We start from the raw sequence: 19,459 nt of genomic DNA, 5'->3' as shown, positions 1-19,459 counted from the left end.
AGGTCGTCTCTACGTTGGTTACGTCAATAAAAACTGTTTCAATACCAGAGCAATCGGGTCGCTGAGTCGGATTCGGATGAGTCGGACATGCGGAATGCGTAGGCTTTCTTCCAGACTGCTCAGATAATCCGTAGATCGCTGTCGGACGACATCCTGAATCGCATCGGCCTGTAATTCAATTTCCCGGCCCGTTTCCAGATCCTGAAAACGGTAGAAACCACTCATTGAAAAGTTCATCTCCTGATCGCCCAGCAACTGAAAAATGATAATTTCCCGACGAGGGCCCGCCACTTTCTGAATCAGATTGACCCATTCATCATTGACCTGCAAAAAGTCAGATACCAGAATGAGCATCTCGCTCTGTTTCCGGCTGAACTCTGGAAACGAACTGGCTTGCGTTGCCCATGATCCCGATGCCTCTGCTGACTCGAGCGTCGCTACAATTTTAAGAAAAGCCTGTTTCCCGGCCGGAACCAGCGTTTGAATAGCCCCATCGTGAAGGCTATACAGGCTGATCTGGTCGCTCTGTCGGTTGGCCAGATACGCTAATGAGGCCAACAGGATTTTTGCATAGTGTAAGCGACTCACGCCCGCTTCGCTGTAATTCATGGACCCGGACAGGTCAATCACAAACCGGATCTGCTGATTACTTTCTGTGGCCGATTCGCGCACCAGATACTGATTCGATTTGGCGAATAGTTTCCAGTCAATACGTTTGGGATCGTCGCCAGGAGCATAGTGCCTGAATTGCTCAAACTCCGTTCCAATCCCCGACCGCTGGCTCGCCTGAATCCCCAATAACGATTCATCACTGACCAGTTTTCCGGCCAGTTGCAGGTTATTGAGCTTGATCAGATCAGTGGTAAGCATGTTATGGCGGTTTACGCTAACCGAAGTTCGGTCAGCAACTGCTTGATCACCTTGTCGGTTGTGATCCCTTCGGCTTCGGCCCGGAAATTGAGGGCAATCCGGTGGCGAAGGATCGGATAAGCCAGTGTCTGAATATCGTCGGGAATGACCGAAAACCGTTCATTAAGTACGGCTCTGGCTTTGGCGCACAGCACCAGCGCCTGACCTGCCCGTGGACCGGCTCCCCATTGGCACCATTGCTTGACAAATGACGAAGGCGAACCATCGGGGCGGGTTGCCCGTACGAGTTTGTTGATGTAGTCGATCAGCTCATCGCTGATGTGGACCTGACGCGTTAACTTCTGCAAATCAATGATTTCCAGGTCCGACAGGATTGTTTTTAGTTCGGGTCGGCTTGTGCCGGTTGTACTTTTCAGAACGTTCAACTCTTCGTGCTCGGCAGGGTAACTGAGCTTGATATAAAGCAGAAAACGGTCTAATTGTGCTTCGGGAAGCGGATATGTTCCGGCCTGTTCAATCGGGTTTTGGGTGGCAATGATCAGGAAGGGCTTGGGTAGCGGGTAGTCTTTACCGCCATACGTAACCTTATATTCCTGCATGGCTTCGAGCATGGCCGCCTGGGTTTTTGGGGGCGTCCTGTTGATCTCGTCGGCCAGTACAACGTTGGCGAAGATTGGTCCCTGATTGAACACGAACACCTTCCGGCCCGTTTCGTGGTCATCTTCCAGAATTTCGGTACCCACAATATCGCCCGGCATCAAGTCGGGGGTGAACTGGATGCGTTTGAATCGCATCGCCAGTGCATCCGACATCGTTTTGACCATCAGCGTTTTGGCGAGTCCCGGCACACCTTCAAGCAGACAGTGTCCACCCGCTAGCAGGGCAATTAACACCTCGCTTATGGCTTCCTGCTGACCGATGATGACTTTGCCAATTTCGTTGCGTAGCTGGGGCAGTTTGGCCACCAGTTTTTTGTAGTGGGTTAAGTCTGTTGATTCCAATGCTCTATCTATCAGGTTGTTTTTAAATGATGTATGCTATAGGATGTGGGCGCCAGTGACTATTACATCATATATCATACATACTACATCATATATCTTACACGTATACCATGGCGTAGGTGATAATATTGACGCCAAATTTTGTATTGTCTTCGGCCAGGAAGCGTTTGTTACGAAAATCGTAATCCCACTCACACCCGTAATCTTTATTGCTGTACAACACCCCGATACGACCGTTGACGATAATGGCTTTCAGGTAATCGTGCACCAGATCGTCGCCCCAGCCGTTCAGTTCGAATGAGGTGGTTGGTGGACCATCGTCAAACTTGAAAAAGCAGTTGTAAATTGGGTGTGTATTCGGAATTTTCTGCAATGCTTTCGGCCCGAAGGTTCGGGCCATTTCCTGCTCAAACGATTTAGCAAACAGGCCATCGACGTCATGGTTACAGTCATCGACGAAAACGAAGCCGCCATTCTGAACATAGCGTTTGAAATGGTCTCGCTCCTGAGCCGAGAACTCCACCAGTTTGTGGCCGCTGAGGTAGCAGAACGGACTCTTAAACAAGTCGGGACTGCTCAGTTGCACCACGCGCTCCTTCTGATCGACGGCTAGGGTAGTGTACTCAACCAGTGAATGCATCAGATTGGATGGCATTCGTTGGTCAGTATCCCAGTCGCCAGAGGTATACTGGATTCGGGTGAAAAAGAATGGTTTCAAACTTGTTTGTTGAGAAGTAGTATCAACCTGGATTCTGTTGGAATCTTTAGAATAATACTATTGAGAGTTAATATTATATTCATCTTAGAATCTGTCCGTCAACTCAGAGTAACTGGCAGAATTCTTCGATTTCAATCCTAAAAATACATTTTCTGCGGGTAAATCGCTATATCTCCAAAGAGGATTTTGTGAGAATAGTGGTAAGGTGTACTGATTAGCTTAAAAAAGCGCATTTAGGTGGGTTCTTGCAAAAATCCTATAACGGTTTTTCCATGACAAAATCCTCCATCAGAAATCCGTCGCCAATATCGATATCTTCGTTCCCGACAATGGAGAAACCAACCCGCTCGTAAAACTGAATGGCTTTGTTATACCGATTGACATTTAACCCCAATCGGTCGTTGCTGTTCGCTTTTGCGACTTCGGCTACAGCATCGATCAGCAAACGGCCCACTCCCTTGCCCTGACTGGCTGGTAGCAGATAAATTTTGTGAATTTTGGTAAGGGCCTGGCCTTTGTAATTTAATTCATACGAGCTATAACCCAGAACCTCCTGAGTCGAATCGTCTTTGGCCAGTAAGAAAACGTGCTTTTTGTCGTCGATTTGGCTTTTGAGAGCTTCCATGCTGTACATCATGTCGAGCATGTAGCTAATCTGGCTGGGGGAAAGGATCTCGCCAAACGTATTGGGCCAGGTTCGATGAGCGATGTCCTGAATGATCGGTAAGTCGTGTTCGGTGGCTTGGGTAATGGTAATCATAGGGCGTTTGCAGCCAGGACTCAGGCTGGCTTTTTCATTAATAGCTGTAAGGTATCCAGGTTAACTTTCTTGTCGAAAATTGCCTGAACGGGGATTTTAAAACCGGGCACGGTAAGAGCGGTGAGTGTATCGTTGAGGTAGAACGTGGCGACAGAAGCGAAGGCCATCGTCGGCTCGTCCAGTTGGTATTGTTCTACGGATTTTCGCACCGGGTCAATAATCCAGTATTCCTGAACGCCGTGGGCCGCATAATCCTCAAATTTAATGCCCCGGTCGCGTCCGGTTGTACTTTTTGAGAGGATCTCCACAATCAGGTCCGGGGCTGGATGTTCCATCTGATCGTCCTGAAATGAGCTGGCCGTTTCCTGATTCCAATAGCAGATATCTGGCTCGTAATCATTGCGGGTCAGGCCAATAAGTGCTTTCTCGGAATCGACTGCTCCTAAATCATGGAGATGAACAAAGACGCGTAGCAATGTCATTAGGTTTGCAGTTGCATCCAGATGCCTTCGTTTTACGGGTGAGTGCATAATGACTTCACCATTAATAAATTCGGCTTTTATATCGTCGCGCAGCCATTCCCGGAATGCTTTACGGCGTTGGGCTTCATCGGCCAGAATAGCCTGCGCCCGTTCGATAACCAGCTTGGCATCGGGCGCTTCTAACAATTCGTTGACACGGGTTGAGAGCATGTATTGTAGGCTTATGGAGTGATGAAGTTACGAAAAAGTGCATCAGTAGCGAAACGGCTGGTAGGGTCAGGGGGCGAAGCCGGGTCTGGTCCAGGCCATGAGCAGACTGTCTTCGTAGGTGCCGTCCTGGTTTCGGGTTTTATTTTTCATCCGGCCTTCCTGCACGAAGCCCAGGCTTTGATATAAGCCAATCGATTTCTGATTCGAGGCTCTGGATTCGAGTTCGACCCGGCTTACCTCTGGAAACACCTGCTGAATTTCGTCAAGAAACGCCTGAAATAGTCTTTTACCGACGCCCATACCCTGATAGGCTGGGTGAACCGCAATGGTTAGGCCTGTCAGGATGTGGTCGAAAATGAGCAATTCATACTTAGACGCGTGAATTTCGGCAATGATCAGATCGGATTCACTGAGCGCAACCAGCATCAGTCCATGCTGGGCAGTTGTCTGCAACAGGGTGTCGATATAGGTCTCCGTAATTTCCGGTTCCGTACGGGCAATGCCCTGACTGATTCGGGCCACTTCCCGGTGGAGTTCTAAAATGGCATTTTTGTCAAGTGTAGTTGCCTTTCGAATACGAACCATATACCTAAAAATTGGTCGGCCATTCTCCATCCGGAAGGCCGACCAGTTAATTGACTTTACTTTTTATAAGGCCATTACACCGCGTCCGATAGGCTGGTGAACGTAAACTCCCGAATCTTCATGGGGGGAATCAGATAATTTTGGTCAGTTTCGGTGCTGACGACGCGCTCCGGTTTGCCCAACGATTCCAGGTTATTCAGCATAATGATCGGGCTTTCATTGAACCGGAAGTTTTTGATCGGGTGTTTGATCTTGCCATTTTCAATGTAGAATGTCCCGTCGCGGGTAAGGCCCGTGAGCAGAATCGTTTGCGGATCGACGGTGCGGATGTACCAGAGCTTCGTGACCAGAATACCGCGCTGTGTACTTTTGATCATTTCTTCCAATGATGCATTTCCCCCCATCATAATTAGGTTACCGGGGAAAGGGATTGCTTTCTTGTTCGTTTTCTGAGCCCAGTAGCGCGAATAGGCCAGATTTTTGACTACGCCTTTCTCAATCCACATCGTCTTTTCCTGCGGCCGCCCATCGCCCGACCAGGGCGAAGCCGGTAGGTCGGGGTGAGTAGGATCGGAGTAAATCGTAACCCGTTCGTCCACAATCTTGTCACCCAGTCGTGATTTGCCACCTGCTTTGCTGAAATACGACCGTCCTTCATCGGCCGAGCGGGCATCCAGGTTGAAGTAGATGTTTTCGAGCAGAACAGCTGCGGCTGTAGGTTCCAGAATAACCGTGTATTTACCCGGTTCAATGGCCCGAGCTTCGGCCGAACCCTGGCCTTTCTGGATGGCTATTTTGGTGGCGGCTTCGGTATCCAGTTTGGTAAAATCACTGTAACCCCGAGCTACGTAGCCTGATCCTTTCCCATCTTCGGTCCGAACGGTCAGCGAAAAGTTGACATTCGTGCTGGGGTAGTAGGCAAATAGACCTTTTGAGTTCATCATGGCCGAGTACCCATATTGATCCTGCAAAAAACCAGCGGCTACCAGCTTTTGGTCACGAGCCAGTTTCAAGCTTTTAGCTACTGCATCGGCCCGTGTATCGGGGGTGATTTTTGCCGTAGAGTCGAAGAAACCTGTCGACTTGATGTATTGCTGAGGCCCCAATACACCCACATATTCAGGGTTTTCGGGTGCGAGCCGGGCAAGTTCTTCCGACCGACGAACTACTTTTTCGAGAGAAGCATCGTCGAATTCGTCGATGGTTGCTACGCCCACTTTTTTGCCGAACGCAGATTGAACGGCCAAATTTTTATTTATCAGCGAGCCGCTGGTCGATACTTCGTTACGGGCATAGCGCAGGTTCCCCCGCTCTTCGCCCAGCAGATTGACCTCGCACTCATCCGCTTTTGAGTAACTTAAAACTTTAGTCAGCAGAGCTTTAGCTTCTGCTTCAGTTAAGATGATAGCCATAAAGGTCGGTTTTACTCGGTTAGTAACAATGCTTTATAACGTGATTCAAAATCAGCCAGAGTCAACCAGTTCACTTTCGGGAAGCCGATTTGATGGAGTATTTGATAGTGCCCATCATTAGAAACCAGATAGGTAGCATTGGCTGATATCGCACAATTCACGAATTTGTTATCATCAGCATCATCAACGATGAGATTAAAATCATAAAAAATCTGAACATGGTTAGTGGTTGGCATTACTGTTATGAAATTCACAACATTTTCAGCAACCTCTTCGCCATTTTTTTGCTCCATAATTTCTCTATACTCCAGTAAAATTTCAGTAGTAACACAGAGGGCGATTTTACCCGTTACTATACTGTCGAATAGCCATCGAAAAGGAGATTTTCGGCCTATAATAGCAACCAGAATATTGGTGTCAAGAACGATGGGAAGAACGGTTGTGTTCATGAGTCCAATTAATCATATCCTGCTCGGTTAAGCCACGCTCGTTCCATTGTTTATCCATAGCCTCTGTTGCTTTTTGGGCGAAATACTGAGCTAATAGAAATTTAATGTCGTTCAGCTGCTCATCGGGTAAGTCATTGGCATAGAGTTTTAACAACTCGAGCTGTAGGTTACTCAAACTTTTGTGTGAGAACATCATATCAGTACCTATATCTTTCTTGCCGTATTGATCACATTAACACCATTGAAACGGGCGGTGGAACTGCCGTGCGAAACCGCGCTCGATTGGGGAGGCTGGCCTTTACCATCGAAGAAGGAACCGCCTAAGCGGTAATCTTTCTCATCGCAAACGGCTACGCAGGAGTTCCAGAATTCCTGGGTGTTCGACTGATAGGCAACGTCTTTCAGCATACCTGCAATCTGTCCGTCTTTGATTTCGTAGTAGAGCTGACCTCCAAACTGGAAATTGTAGCGTTGCTGATCAATCGAGAAGGAGCCATCGCCAATGATGTAAATGCCTTTTTTCACATCCTTAATCATTTCCTGCACGGACAAGGGTGTTTTGCCAGCCGCCAGCGATACATTAGCCATCCGTTGGAACTGAACTGAACTCCAGCTATCGGCGTAGCAGCATCCCTGCGATTCGTTCTCACCAATGATATGTACCTGATCGCGAATGGCCTGGTAGTTGACCAGGACACCATCTTTCACTAGGTCCCATTTTTTAGTTTGTACGCCTTCATCATCATAACCAACGGCGCCCAGCGAACCAACCTGTGTTTTATCGGCAAAGAAATTGACTTGCTTACTGCCGTAGTTGAAGCTTTTTGACTGCCATTTGTCGAGCGTAGCAAAGCTGGTTCCGGCAAAATTAGCTTCATAGCCGAGCACACGGTCGAGTTCGAGGGGGTGGCCCACCGATTCGTGAATGGTTAGCCACAAGTGCGACGGGTCGAGTACCAGATCATACTTACCGGCTTCGACTGACTTGGCGGTGTGTTTGGCTTTAGCCTGTTTGGCAGCGGCAATGACATCTTCGAGCATGTCGTAGCCTTTGTTGTAGCGGGTCGTAATGCCTGTAACTTTATCGGCCGGATTGGTTTGCAGGTATTCATACCCCATGCCAACCGGAGCACTCAAAGCGTTGCGGGTTTCAAATTTGCCCGACTTGGCATCAATGGAGGTAACGTTGAAAATAGGCCAGATGCGGTGGATGTCCTGATCGGCGTAGGTGCCATCGGTCGAAGCAAAATACTTCTGCTCGTTCACCATGAACAGCACGGAGTTGACGAAGTTGGCCCCATTCTTCATAGCTGCACCATTGACCTCCATCAACAAGTCGACTTTTTCTTTGATGGGTACTTCAAACGCGTTCTTTTGAATGGGCGCTTTCCAGTTCACTTCGCCATAGCCTTTCTGCGGGGCTAGCTGAACGGGCTGTTTCATCAGTTTCGCATTGGCTTTGGCAATGGCAACCGCTTTTTCAGCCGCTTTAGCCATATCAGCCTCGCTTTTGGCATCGACTACGGCGGCAAATCCCCAGCAACCGTCGGCAATAACCCGAACGCCAACGCCATAGGATTCGGTGTTGACAATGTTCTCGACTTTGTCTTCGCGGGTAACGACAAACTGATTCAGATACCGGCCAATCCGAACATCGGTGTACGAAGCACCTTTGCTTTTGGCCGCATTCATGGCTGCGTCGGCCAGACGTTTTTTGGTGGCTACATCCAGACCGGGTTCCAGTAGCATCTCAGGGCTAACTGGTCGGGAAAAGGCAGGCAGTGCAGGCAACAGGATACCAGCGGTTCCCATGCCCAGCAGTTGATTGAAATCGCGACGATTCAAGATTTGGTTCTCCTATTTTATTGAATGAATTGAAGTGTAGTTAAAACTATGCCAAGTTACAGATTGAACGCTAAAAGTTGGAATTTTTAATGTATCAACTACACCGATAGCCAACGCTTATTGGCTTTTTGCGAATAAAAACCAAATCAGGAAATGATGCTTGGATTAAATGTTTGGATGGTTGATGAGTTGGTTGAACGGCAGTTGATTTTCTGCCTGGCCCTAAACATACAGGAGCTGTATGGTCATACAGCTCCTGTGAATCTATTACCTGAACAGACAAATGACCCGATCTTAGATGGCGTCGGATAGACTGGTGAACGTAAAGTCGCGGGCTTTTACCGGCGGAATCAGATTCCCATTGACCCGCATAGGAGTTCCCAGCGCTTCTACATTGTTGAGTACAATAACTGCGCTTTCATTGAATCGGAAATTTTTGACCGGAAATTTGATCTGCCCGTTTTCGATATAGAATGTCCCATCGCGGGTAAGGCCCGTTTGCAATAGGGTTTTGGGATCCACCATCCGAACATACCAGAGCCGCGTGACCAGAATGCCTTTGTCGGTGCTTTTGATCAGGTCGGCCAGGGATTGATTGCCCCCCGCCATGATAAAGCCCGTGGGGGGCGGCACTGCTTTAACGCCTTTCTGGGCTGCCCAGAAGCGCGAATAGCTCATGTTTTTAACAACCCCATTCTCGAACCAGGTGAGTTTCTCCTGTGGGCGCCCGTCGCCAACGACACCTCCGCCGAGGAAAGAGCCTGTACGGTTGCGGCCTTCACTGGCAAACGGTTCGCTGGGGGCTTCTGGGTTCATGGGGTCGGAGTAGATGGTGATACGTTCGTCGATGAGCTTTTCGCCCAGGCGAGTACCGCCCCCTTTTCGGCTCAGAAAACTCCGCCCTTCATCGGCCAGACGAGCGTCCATGCCCGACATCATGCTTTGTAAAAGCGTGCCCATGGCTGTCGGCTCCAGAATAACTGTGTATTTGCCGGGTTCCAGAGTGCGGGCGTTCGTTGAGGCCAGTGCCTTCTGCATGGCAATACCCGTAACGGCCCGTGTTTTTAGCTTGCTTATGTCATTGAAATCGCGGTTTACGTAGCCGGAGCCGGTACTATCGGCCGTGCGTACCGTAACTGAGAAATCAACGGAGGTGGCTTTGTTGTATCCAAATAGCCCTTTGCTGTTGGCAATGGCTGAAAAACCAGTAGTATCCTGTAAAAACCCGGCAGCACTGAGATTTTTCTGCTCACAGGCGTCTACGCTATCGAAGGCAACCTGAGCCCTAGTTGCGGCATCCATTTGGGCCGTAGTATCGGCGTACATGGGTGTTTCGAGGTAAGTCTGAGGCCCAATCATGGGCATATATTCCGGGTTTTCGGGAGCCAGTCGGGCGATTTCTTCTGCTCGTCGAACAGTCCGTTCAATAGCCTTATCGTTGAATTCATTGACGGTGGCTGAACCCATCCGTTTTCCAATTCCAGCCGTGATCAGGAGCGACATATTGTCAGCCTCTCCACCCGACGAAACGCTGTTGAGCGCATACCGGATATTACTGGTCCGGCCTCCACTGAGGCTAACACTCATTTCATCGGCTTTGGAAAACGTCAATACCTTTTCCAGAATTTTCTTTGCTTCTTCCTGCGATATGATGGCCATAGTTTCTTTTAGAATACTTGAGTGATTGAGCGGTTGAGTGGTTGAGCGTATAATCACCCAATCGCTCAATCACTCAATCACCATTTATATTTTCCGTCCGGTATTGAGTACGTTGACGCCGTTGAAACGGGCGGTAGAACTGCCGTGCGAGACCGAATTGATCTGGGCAGGTTGCCCTTTGCCATCGAAGAACGTGCCTCCCATCCGATAGTCGCGTTCGTCACACACCTTCACGCAGGAGTTCCAGAATTCCTGGGTATTGGATTGATAGGCTACGTCCCGCAGCATACCAACGATCTGGCCGTCTCTGATTTCGTAGAACAACTGACCGCCAAACTGGAAGTTATATCGCTGCTGATCGATGGAGTAGGAGCCGTCGCCGATGATATAGATGCCTTTCTTCACATCCCGAATCATCTCATCGACCGTGAGCCGCTCTTTGCCCGGAGCCAGTGACACATTGGCCATCCGTTGAAACTGTACGGTACTCCAGCTGTCAGCATAACAGCAACCCTGCGATTCGGCTTCTCCCAGCATATGTACCTGATCGCGAATGGCCTGATAGTTCACTAGAATCCCATCTTTAATCAGATCCCACCGTTTGGTTTTTACCCCTTCATCGTCCCAGCCTACGTCGCCTAGGGAACCGGGTTGAGTTTTATCGGCAAAGAAGTTGACCACGTTGCTGCCGTAGTTGAATTTCTTCGACTGCCATTTGTCGATGGTGGCAAAGGATGTTCCGGCCAGATTGGCTTCGTAGCCCAGCACCCGATCCAGCTCTGTAGCGTGACCCACCGATTCGTGAATAGTTAAGTAGGTGTGTGAAGGATCGAGTACTAAGTCCCATTTACCCGCTTCGACCGATTTGGCTTTCAATTTCAGACGGGCCTGTTTGGCAGCGGCTTCTGCATCTTCCAGCATATCGTAGCCCTGGTTGTAGCGGGTCGTAACACCCGTCAGTTTATCGGCCGGATTGGTTTGCAGGTAATCGTAACTCCGCCCCATTGGTGCACTGAGCGAGTCGCGGGTAGCCATCAGACCGCTTGCCTTGTCAACGGCCGTAACGGTGAAATTGGGCCATATCCGGTGAACATCCTGATCGATGTAGGAGCCATCGGTGGAGGCAAAATACTTCTGTTCATTGATCATGAACAGGGTGTTGTTGACGAAGTTGGCCCCATTTTTCAGCGCAATGTCATTCGCTGTCAGCAACAGGTCGACCTTCTCCTTAACGGGAACTTCAAATGAATGCTTATCAACTTTTGTCTTCCAGCTTACTTCACCAAAGCCTTTCTGCGGGGCCAGCTGCACGGGTTTTTTGAGTAACCGGGCATGCGCTTTAGCGAATAAAACGGCTTTCTCGGCCGTTCGTGCTACATCCTCTTCGCTTTGGGTGTCGCCAATGGCTGCAAACCCCCAGCAACCATTGGCAATCACCCGGACACCAACACCAAACGACTCGGTGTTGATAATGTTCTGGACCCGGTTTTCGCGCGTCATAACGTATTGATTCAGGTAGCGGCCAATGCGTACATCCGCGTAGGTTGCGCCCTTAGCGGTGGCGGCATTCAAGGCTGCATCAGCCAATCTCTTTTTTATAGGCAGATCCAGACCGGGTTCCAGCAATTCCTCGGCAGTAACGGTACGGGCCAGCGCGGGCATTTTGGGCAGCAGTAACCCGGCGGCTCCCATACCTAGTGTCTGAGTAAAGTCTCGACGATTCAAATTGTATTCCTCCTATGTTGATTGAGTGAGATGAAGTAGACAGTTCAGGAAAGGTATGGAAAACAATAAACCTTTATTCAGGCTTAATTGTATCAGAAAATTGAAGAATATTGATCTGGTAATCAAGTTAATATTGAAAAATAATTTTATGATTATTAAAAATTGAAGAATAATTATTTGAAATAGTTAAAAATATAGAAATAAATAATGGGAATGTTTAGGTGTCACTATGGGTATGACTTTGGAACGGATTTCAGGCACCTGTCAAAAGGCTTGTGCGCATAAAAAAAGCCACTAACCGGAAGGCTAATGGCTTTTAAAAACAGGCATGATGGAGCGGTCTATACAGCGTCCGACAAGCTGGTGAACGTAAAGTCCCGAATCTTCATCGGCGGAATCAGATTGCCGCCCGCCCGAACGGGTTTACCAAGCGCTTCAACGTTGTTCAGCATAATGACCGGACTTTCGTTGAACCGGAAGTTTTTGACCGGAAATTTGATCTGACCGTTTTCGATATAGAACGTCCCGTCGCGGGTAAGGCCCGTATAGAGTTGCGTTTGCGGGTCAACGGCGCGGATGTACCAGAATCGAGTGACCAGAATACCCTTATCGGTGCTTTTGATCAGGTCGGCCAGGGATTGAGTGCCACCCATCATAATAAAGCCGCTGGGGCCTGGAACGGGCTTGACACCTTTTTTCTCAGCCCAAAAGCGCGAATACGCCAGATTTTTGACAACTCCGTTTTCTATCCAGGTACGTTTCTCCTGTGGGATGCCTTCTCCGCCCCCTCCACCGAAGCGGCCACCACCGCCCCCACCAAATGGGGATAGCGGCAAGTCGGCATTCATCGGATCGGTGATAATGGTTACGCGCTCATCGAATAGTTTTTCGCCCAGCCGTGTACCGCCCCCTTTTTTGCTCATGAACGAACGCCCTTCATCAGCACTGCGGGCGTCAATGCTGCGCATCATGTTTTGCAATAGTTCGACGGACGCCGTTGGCTCCAGAATCACGGTGTATTTACCGGGTTCAAGCGCCTTGGCGTTGACCGAGGCCAGTGCTTTTTGCATAGCAATTTCGGTAGACGCTTTGGTGCTAAGCTTGCTGATATCGGTTACGTCTGGATTGGCATAGCCAGAACCCGTACCATCGGCGGTACGAACGGTGATCGAGAAATCAACGTTCGTAGATTTGTTATAGCCGAACAATCCTTTGCTGTTGCCAATAGCCGAAAATCCGGTGCTATCTTCCATATATCCGGCGGCCGTCAGGTTCTTTTTCTTGCAGGGATCGATGCTGTCGAAAGCGGCCTGCGCCCGGAATTCAGGGTTGATTTTGGCAGTGCTTTCGGCGTAGGTAGCTGTTTCCAGATACGTTTGTGGCCCAAGCATGGGCATGTATTCTGGATTTTCGGGAGCCAGCCGAGCGATCTCTTCCGCCCGACGAACGGTTTTCTCCAGGGAGGCATCATCAAACTCGTTGATGGTTGCCGTACCCGACCGTTTTCCGAAAACGGCCGTTACCGATAGCCCTAGATTGTCGGATTCGCCACTGGTCGATACCGAGTTACGAGCGTACCGAATGTTGCCCGTCCGGCTTCCATTCAGACCAACGCTCATTTCGTCGGCCTTCGAATACGACAGGACTTTGTCGATTATTTTTTTTGCTTCGTCTTTGCTTAAGATAGCCATATCGGTAGGTAGGAATTAGGAGTGAGTAGTGAGAAGGGCTGACGCATACTTTTGGGCTTTCGCCAGCCCTTCTCACTACTCGCTCCTAACTCCTGATTTTTAAATTTTTCTTGCCGTATTGATCACGTTGACGCCGTTGAAACGGGCGGTGGAACTGCCGTGTGAAACCGCGCTTGATTGCGGTGGCTGGCCTTTACCGTCATTGAAGGCACCGCCAAGGCGGTAGTCGCGTTCATCACAAACGGCTACGCAGGAGTTCCAGAATTCGCGAGTATTGGCCTGATAAGCAACGTCTTTCAGCATACCCACAATCTGGCCATCTTTCACTTCGTAAAACAACTGCCCGCCAAACTGGAAATTGTAGCGTTGCTGGTCAATTGAGAAGGAACCATCACCGATGATGTAGATACCTTTCTTGACATCCTTGATCATCTGATCGACGGTCAGTGGCGTTTTGCCCGGTGCCAGCGATACGTTGGCCATCCGTTGGAACTGCACTGAACTCCAGTTGTCGGCATAGCAGCAACCCTGCGATTCTTTCTCGCCAATGATATGCACCTGATCGCGAATGGCCTGATAATTGACCAGAATACCGTCTTTTACCAGATCCCATTTCTTGGTTTTTACCCCTTCATCGTCCCAGCCCACGGCACCTAACGAACCCGGCTGGATTTTATCGGCAAAGAAGTTAACCTCTTTACTGCCGTAGTTGAAGTTCTTGGTCTGCCATTTGTCGAGAGTCGCAAACGACGTACCCGCATAGTTGGCTTCGTAACCGAGCACACGGTCGAGTTCGAGGGGGTGACCCACCGATTCGTGAATGGTCAGCCACATGTGCGACGGATCGAGAATCAGATCGTATTTACCGGCTTCGACCGACTTGGCCGATACCTTCTCTTTGGCCTGCTTGGCGGCTGCGACAATATCCTCCATCATGTCGTAACCTTTGTTATAGCGGGTTGTAACGCCCGTAACTTTATCGGCCGGATTGGTTTGCAGGTAGTCATACCCCATACCCATAGGCGCACTTAGGGAGTTACGCGTTGAGAAGCGTCCATTCGCAGGATCGACAGCCGTAACGGTGAAGTTTGGCCCAATACGGTGAATATCCTGATCGGCATAAGTGCCATCGGTCGAAGCAAAATACTTCTGCTCGTTGATCTGAAACAGAACATTGTTGACGAAGTTGGCGCCGTTCTGCATAGCCGCTGCGTTGGCCGCCAGCAGTAAATCGACCTTTTCCTTAACGGGCACTTCGAACGCATTGCGTTTGATGGGGGCTTTCCAGCTTACTTCCCCAAAGCCTTTTTGCGGAGCCAGTTGGACAGGTTCGGTAAGGAGCCGGGCGTTGGCTTTGGCGATGTTGACGGCAGTCTCGGCGGCTTTTGCCACAACCGATTCGTCGCGGGCGTCACCCACAGAGGCAAATCCCCAGCAGCCGTTGGCAATGACGCGTACCCCGACACCGTACGATTCGGCGTTGATGATACCCTGCACCTTATTTTCGCGGGTGAGCACAAACTGGTTCAGGTAGCGGCCAATGCGCACATCGGCATAGGTAGCGCCTTTAGCTTTGGCCGCATTCAGCGCGGCATCGGCCAGGCGTTTCTTTTTAGACACATCCATGCCCGGTTCAAGCAGGGCTTCAGCCGGTACAGAACGGGAAAAAGCAGGCAAATTGGACATCACCATTCCGGCGGCTCCCATGCCTAAAAGTTGGTTAAAATCTCGGCGGTTCATATTTTTCAGGCTATTACACAGAGATACACAGAGTATCACAAAGATTCACGGAGCGAAAAATTAGAGAAACGTTTGATGCCATCGCGTAACATCTTGACGTGAAAGTTGATCAATAGGCCGAGTGGAAAGTTTCCGAGACGTAGATAAGTCAGAACCTGAGCGGAATGAACGTCAGTTATGGCTTCTACCGTTTTTAACTCAATAACTAATTCTCCCTCAACCAATAAATCAAGCCGATAGCCATGTTCTAAACGAACTTCTTTATAAACAATTGGTAGCGGCTTCTCCCGTTCAACATAAAGACCGGCCTGGGTTAACTCATAGAATAAACACTCTTAATATGCCGATTCCAATAAACCTGGCCCTAATGCCCGATGCACCTCAATGGCTTTACCAATAACTATTGTTGATAAATTGTACTCTGTGGATCTCTGAGGTTCTCCGTGCATCTCTGTGTAATAATTAGTTATACTGCATCTGACAAGCTTGTAAAGGTAAAGTCTCTGATTTTGAGGGGTGGAACCAGGTTGCCACCAATACGGACGGGCTTGCCCATGGCCTCGAGGTTGTTGAGCATAATAACCGGACTTTCGTTGAACCGGAAGTTTTTGACCGGGAATTTGATCTGCCCATTTTCGATGTAGAACGTCCCATCGCGGGTAAGGCCCGTATAAAGCAGCGTTTGTGGGTCGACCGGACGGATGTACCAGAGCCGGGTGACGAGGATACCCTTCTCCGTACTTTTAATCATATCGGCCAGCGATTGGGTGCCGCCTTCCATGATGAAGTTGCCGCCAGGAGGGGTCGCATGAACACCTTTCTTTTCGGCCCAGTAGCGGGAATAAGGCATATTTTTGACAACACCCTTTTCAATCCAGGTTACTTTTTCCTGCGGTCGGCCATCGCCACTAAACGCACTGGTTGGTACTTCGAGGTTGGTTGGATCGGAGTAGATGGTTACGCGTTCGTCGAACAGTTTTTCACCCAGCCGAGTACCGCCCCCTTTCTTGCTCAGGAACGAACGCCCTTCGTCGGCATTCCGGGCATCCATCGACCGAACCAGCGCCACCATGAGCGATGCATCAACATTAGAAACTAGCGCAGCTGGTTCCAGAATCACGGTGTACTTGCCGGGTTCCAGTGCACGGGCATTGGTCGATGCCATGGCTTTTTGCATGGCAATTTCGGTCATGTTTTTCGTGCTCAGTTTCGATACATCCGTCACGTCCTGAGTAGCATAGCCCGAACCTAAGCCGTCGGCTGTACGAACGGTGATGGAGAATTCGACAGATGTTTCGCGGTTGTAAGCCGATAAACCTTTGCTGTTGCCAATGGCGTTGAAACGGGTCGAATCTTCCATATATCCGGCCGCTACCAGATTCTTTTTGCGGCAGGGATCCAGACTATCGAAGGTAGCCTGCGCGCGGTAGGCTGGGTCCATCTTGGCCGTATTTTCTGAATACGGATCGGTCGATAAATACGTCTGTGGACCGAGAACGGGCATGTACTCCGGGTTTTCAGGCGCTAGTCGGGCAATCTCTTCGGCCCGCCGAACGGTTTTTTCCAGGGAAGCATCATCAAACTCGTTGACGGTAGCTGTACCGCTTTTCTTGCCAAATACTGCCGTGACTCCCAGTGATAGATTCGTGCCTTCGCCACTGGTCGATACCGAGTTGCGGGCATACCGGATATTTCCCGTCCGTCCGCCCGACAGGTTGACGCTCATCTCGTCGGCTTTCGAATACGAGAGGACTTTGTCGATTATTTTCTTTGCTTCTTCTTTACTTAAGATAGCCATGTTTTTTAAGGACTATTAGGAGCGAGTAGTGAGGAGCGAGAATGCTGGCGCCTACTCTCTGGCTTGCGCCAGCATTCTCGCTCCTCACTACTCGCTCCTAATTACTATTAGTTATATTTTCCGTCCGGTATTGATTACGTTGACGCCGTTGAAGCGCGTGGTTGGGCATCCGTGCGAAACGGCGCTGACCTGCGAAGGTTGCCCTTTGCCATCGAAGAACGAGCCGAAGGTGCGGTAGTCGTCTTTGTCGCAAAGCTGGGCGCAGGAATTCCAGAACTCCTGCGTGTTCGACTGATAGGCTACATCATCGAGCATCCCAACGATTTCACCGTTCTTGATTTCGTAGAACAGTTGTCCGCCAAACTGGAAGTTATACCGCTGCTGGTCAATGGAATAGGAGCCCCGGCCGATAATATAAATCCCTTTATCGACGCCTTTGATCATGTCGGCTACCGAGCGCTTTTCGGTGCCAGGCTGTAACGATACGTTCGGCATCCGCTGGAATTGCACCGAGTCCCAATTGTCGGCGTAGCAGCAGCCGTTCGATTCTTTCTCGCCCAGAATAGCCACCTGGTCACGAATGGCCTGATAGTTTACCAGAATACCATCTTTGATTAGGTCCCACTTTTTGCAGGGAACACCCTCATCGTCGTAGCCAACCGTGCCTAGCGTATTGGGTTGGGTTTTGTCGGCCACAATGTTCACCAGTTTACTACCATAGTTGAACGACTTGCTTTTCCATTTGTCGAGCGTAGCAAAGCTGGTTCCGGCATAATTGGCTTCGTAACCGAGTACGCGATCAAGTTCGGTAGGGTGGCCAACTGATTCGTGAATGGTCAGGCCGAGGTGGTTGGGGTCCAGGACAAGGTCATACTTACCGGGCTGAACAGTTTTGGCTGTCAGTTTTTCTTTCGTTTGTTTGGCCGCCAGAATGGCATCTTCGACCATATCGTAGGAATTACGATAGCCGATCAGTCCATTGGGGGCTGCAATTTTTTCTGATGCCAGTCCGTCGAGGTACTCATAGCCCATACCCATTGGCGAACTGAGCGCATCGCGGGTTTTGAATTTGCCAGCCGCCCGATCGACCACCGATACCGTAAACGTAGGCCAGATGCGATGAACGTCCTGATCGATATACGACCCATCGGTAGAGGCAAAATACTTTTGCTCGTTGATGAAGAACAGGTTCGACGTCATGAAAGCTGCGCCATTTTTCATGGCTTCGCCGTTTACTTTCATGAGCAGGTCGATTTTTTCCTGGACCGGAATTTCGAAAGCGTTTTTCTTGATGGGTGTTTTCCAGGTTACCTCGCCAACGCCCTTTTGCGGAGCCAGTTGAACCGGCTCGGTCTGGAGTTTTGAATTCGCTTTGGCAATGGCTACAGCGGTTTCGGCGGTTTTGGCAATGCCATCGGGGGTAACGTTACTGGTGGCGGCAAATCCCCAGGTGCCGTTGGCGATGACCCGAATGCCCACCCCAAACGACTCAGCGTTGACGATGTTCTGCACTTTCATCTCGCGGGTAAACATGAATTGCTGCAGATAGCGGCCAATCCGAACATCGGTGTAGGTGGCGCCTTTACTTTTGGCGGCATTGAGGGCAATATCGGCCAGGCGTTTCTTGGTAGCGTTGTCGATGCCTACGCCCCGGCCACTGGCTTCCAGCAGGTATTCGGACGATACAGAATGGCCCAATACCGGCACTCCAGTTGTCAACAGGCCACCAATGCCTAGTCCAGACAACTGGATAAAATTTCGTCTTTGCATGTAGAAATTGAAAACTTAAAGGGGTTACTTGTTGATGACTAAGCGGGTAATCCCGTAAAAAGCTACGAATATGGCTAAAAATGCTGAACAGATAGTAATAAAAATGCTATTTTATGGAGAATGACATCGGTAAGTACGAGGCTTTACCTAATATTATTCGGTAAAAATACTTATTGGCAACACATTTACAGAGAGCAAAAAACGCGTTCAACTACGTTACGGCCATGCAGGCACAACAATTAGAAGAGTTTATTCAGGATGTGCTGATTTCGATCCATGCCAATATCCGCGATCTGGAGGAGAAACGTAGTTTCGCCGACCGAAACGTCGGACCGCCCTGAGGAATATGATTATATTGATGGTAGGCTATTCAGCTATGGCGAAATGCTGGCTATTCTGCGGGCTTCGGCCCGCGATACAGGTATCGATCCCAGGGCAATTGGGTTATGAGGGTATTATTGGGATTAATAGGATAGGCTTCGTAATTTTGTAGACAATAAACCCATTGTGATATGACATTGGTGATAGAAACAAATGATCAGTATAAAGTGCTGTTCGAAGAATTAGCTAAAGCAATTGGAGCAACGATTCAAGTAAGTGATGAGGCTTCTGATAATGAAAAGGCCGTATTAACGCGAATCGAAAGTGCTTATAAGCAGGCTAAAGCAGACCAGCGTGGAGAGATAGAGTTAAAAACGCTGGATGATTTTCTTGAAACACTTTGAGGTAGAAATAGACAATTTT

The 19,459-nt window shown here is 49.5% G+C and carries 16 protein-coding genes and 1 pseudogene; 1 reads left to right on the top strand and 16 read right to left on the bottom strand.

The genetic code is table 11. The annotated features are described in order from the left end of the window. Positions 1–18: 18 nt before the first annotated feature. The 16 genes and pseudogenes from B153_RS0127830 to B153_RS0127750 all read right to left on the bottom strand — a co-directional run bounded on the left by B153_RS0127830 (position 19) and on the right by B153_RS0127750 (position 18,715). Positions 19–870: a DUF58 domain-containing protein gene (locus tag B153_RS0127830; protein ID WP_020600034.1), complete on the bottom strand. Its 852-nt coding sequence runs from the start codon at positions 868–870 to the stop codon at positions 19–21. 11 nt (positions 871–881) lie between these two features. Further along, positions 882–1,871: an AAA family ATPase gene (locus B153_RS0127825; RefSeq protein WP_020600033.1), complete on the bottom strand. Its 990-nt coding sequence runs from the start codon at positions 1,869–1,871 to the stop codon at positions 882–884. Between the two features lie 97 nt (positions 1,872–1,968). Beyond that, positions 1,969–2,589: a DUF4159 domain-containing protein gene (locus B153_RS0127820; RefSeq protein WP_020600032.1), complete on the bottom strand. Its 621-nt coding sequence runs from the start codon at positions 2,587–2,589 to the stop codon at positions 1,969–1,971. A 256-nt stretch (positions 2,590–2,845) separates the two neighbouring features. After that, entirely contained in the window at positions 2,846–3,349 is a 504-nt protein-coding gene (locus tag B153_RS0127815) for a GNAT family N-acetyltransferase (RefSeq protein ID WP_020600031.1), read from the bottom strand. 20 nt (positions 3,350–3,369) lie between these two features. Next, complete coding sequence (locus B153_RS0127810; RefSeq protein ID WP_020600030.1) at positions 3,370–4,041, bottom strand: Uma2 family endonuclease; 672 nt, start codon at positions 4,039–4,041, stop codon at positions 3,370–3,372. A gap of 66 nt (positions 4,042–4,107) precedes the next feature. Further along, complete coding sequence (locus B153_RS0127805) at positions 4,108–4,626, bottom strand: GNAT family N-acetyltransferase (RefSeq protein WP_040762262.1); 519 nt, start codon at positions 4,624–4,626, stop codon at positions 4,108–4,110. A gap of 74 nt (positions 4,627–4,700) precedes the next feature. Next, positions 4,701–6,038 carry a TldD/PmbA family protein gene (locus B153_RS0127800; RefSeq protein WP_020600028.1) on the bottom strand — a complete coding sequence of 446 codons (1,338 nt, stop codon included), beginning with the start codon at positions 6,036–6,038 and terminating at the stop codon, positions 4,701–4,703. Positions 6,039–6,049: 11 nt separating this feature from the next. Then, on the bottom strand, positions 6,050–6,487 hold the full coding sequence (locus B153_RS36055; RefSeq protein ID WP_020600027.1) for a putative toxin-antitoxin system toxin component, PIN family: 438 nt from the start codon (positions 6,485–6,487) through the stop codon (positions 6,050–6,052). Positions 6,488–6,691: 204 nt separating this feature from the next. Continuing rightward, complete coding sequence (locus B153_RS0127785; RefSeq protein WP_020600025.1) at positions 6,692–8,332, bottom strand: TldD/PmbA family protein; 1,641 nt, start codon at positions 8,330–8,332, stop codon at positions 6,692–6,694. Positions 8,333–8,626: 294 nt separating this feature from the next. Further along, positions 8,627–9,991: a TldD/PmbA family protein gene (locus B153_RS0127775; protein ID WP_020600023.1), complete on the bottom strand. Its 1,365-nt coding sequence runs from the start codon at positions 9,989–9,991 to the stop codon at positions 8,627–8,629. 84 nt (positions 9,992–10,075) lie between these two features. Further along, positions 10,076–11,716, bottom strand: coding sequence for a TldD/PmbA family protein (locus tag B153_RS0127770; protein WP_040762235.1), 1,641 nt, complete (start codon positions 11,714–11,716; stop codon positions 10,076–10,078). 341 nt (positions 11,717–12,057) lie between these two features. Beyond that, the gene (locus B153_RS0127765) at positions 12,058–13,407 is read right to left on the bottom strand and encodes a TldD/PmbA family protein (RefSeq protein WP_020600021.1); all 1,350 of its coding nucleotides are present in this window, start codon (positions 13,405–13,407) and stop codon (positions 12,058–12,060) included. Positions 13,408–13,506: 99 nt separating this feature from the next. Then, a complete protein-coding gene (locus tag B153_RS0127760; RefSeq protein WP_040762232.1) occupies positions 13,507–15,147 on the bottom strand; it encodes a TldD/PmbA family protein in 1,641 nt (546 codons plus the stop codon). A gap of 35 nt (positions 15,148–15,182) precedes the next feature. After that, positions 15,183–15,470 (bottom strand): annotated as a pseudogene (locus B153_RS37425) (GxxExxY protein); the annotation flags it as partial. A 143-nt stretch (positions 15,471–15,613) separates the two neighbouring features. Continuing rightward, the gene (locus tag B153_RS0127755) at positions 15,614–16,945 is read right to left on the bottom strand and encodes a TldD/PmbA family protein (RefSeq protein WP_020600019.1); all 1,332 of its coding nucleotides are present in this window, start codon (positions 16,943–16,945) and stop codon (positions 15,614–15,616) included. 111 nt (positions 16,946–17,056) lie between these two features. After that, complete coding sequence (locus tag B153_RS0127750) at positions 17,057–18,715, bottom strand: TldD/PmbA family protein (protein ID WP_020600018.1); 1,659 nt, start codon at positions 18,713–18,715, stop codon at positions 17,057–17,059. 512 nt (positions 18,716–19,227) lie between these two features. Between B153_RS0127750 and B153_RS0127740 the strand changes: the two genes are divergently transcribed. Continuing rightward, entirely contained in the window at positions 19,228–19,440 is a 213-nt protein-coding gene (locus B153_RS0127740) for a hypothetical protein (protein ID WP_020600016.1), read from the top strand. Positions 19,441–19,459 lie beyond the last annotated feature (19 nt).

Source organism: Spirosoma panaciterrae DSM 21099 (assembly GCF_000374025.1).
Taxonomy (GTDB): domain Bacteria; phylum Bacteroidota; class Bacteroidia; order Cytophagales; family Spirosomataceae; genus Spirosoma; species Spirosoma panaciterrae.
Note: the sequence above shows the minus strand (reverse complement) of the source record. Positions and strands in the feature narration are given on the sequence as shown.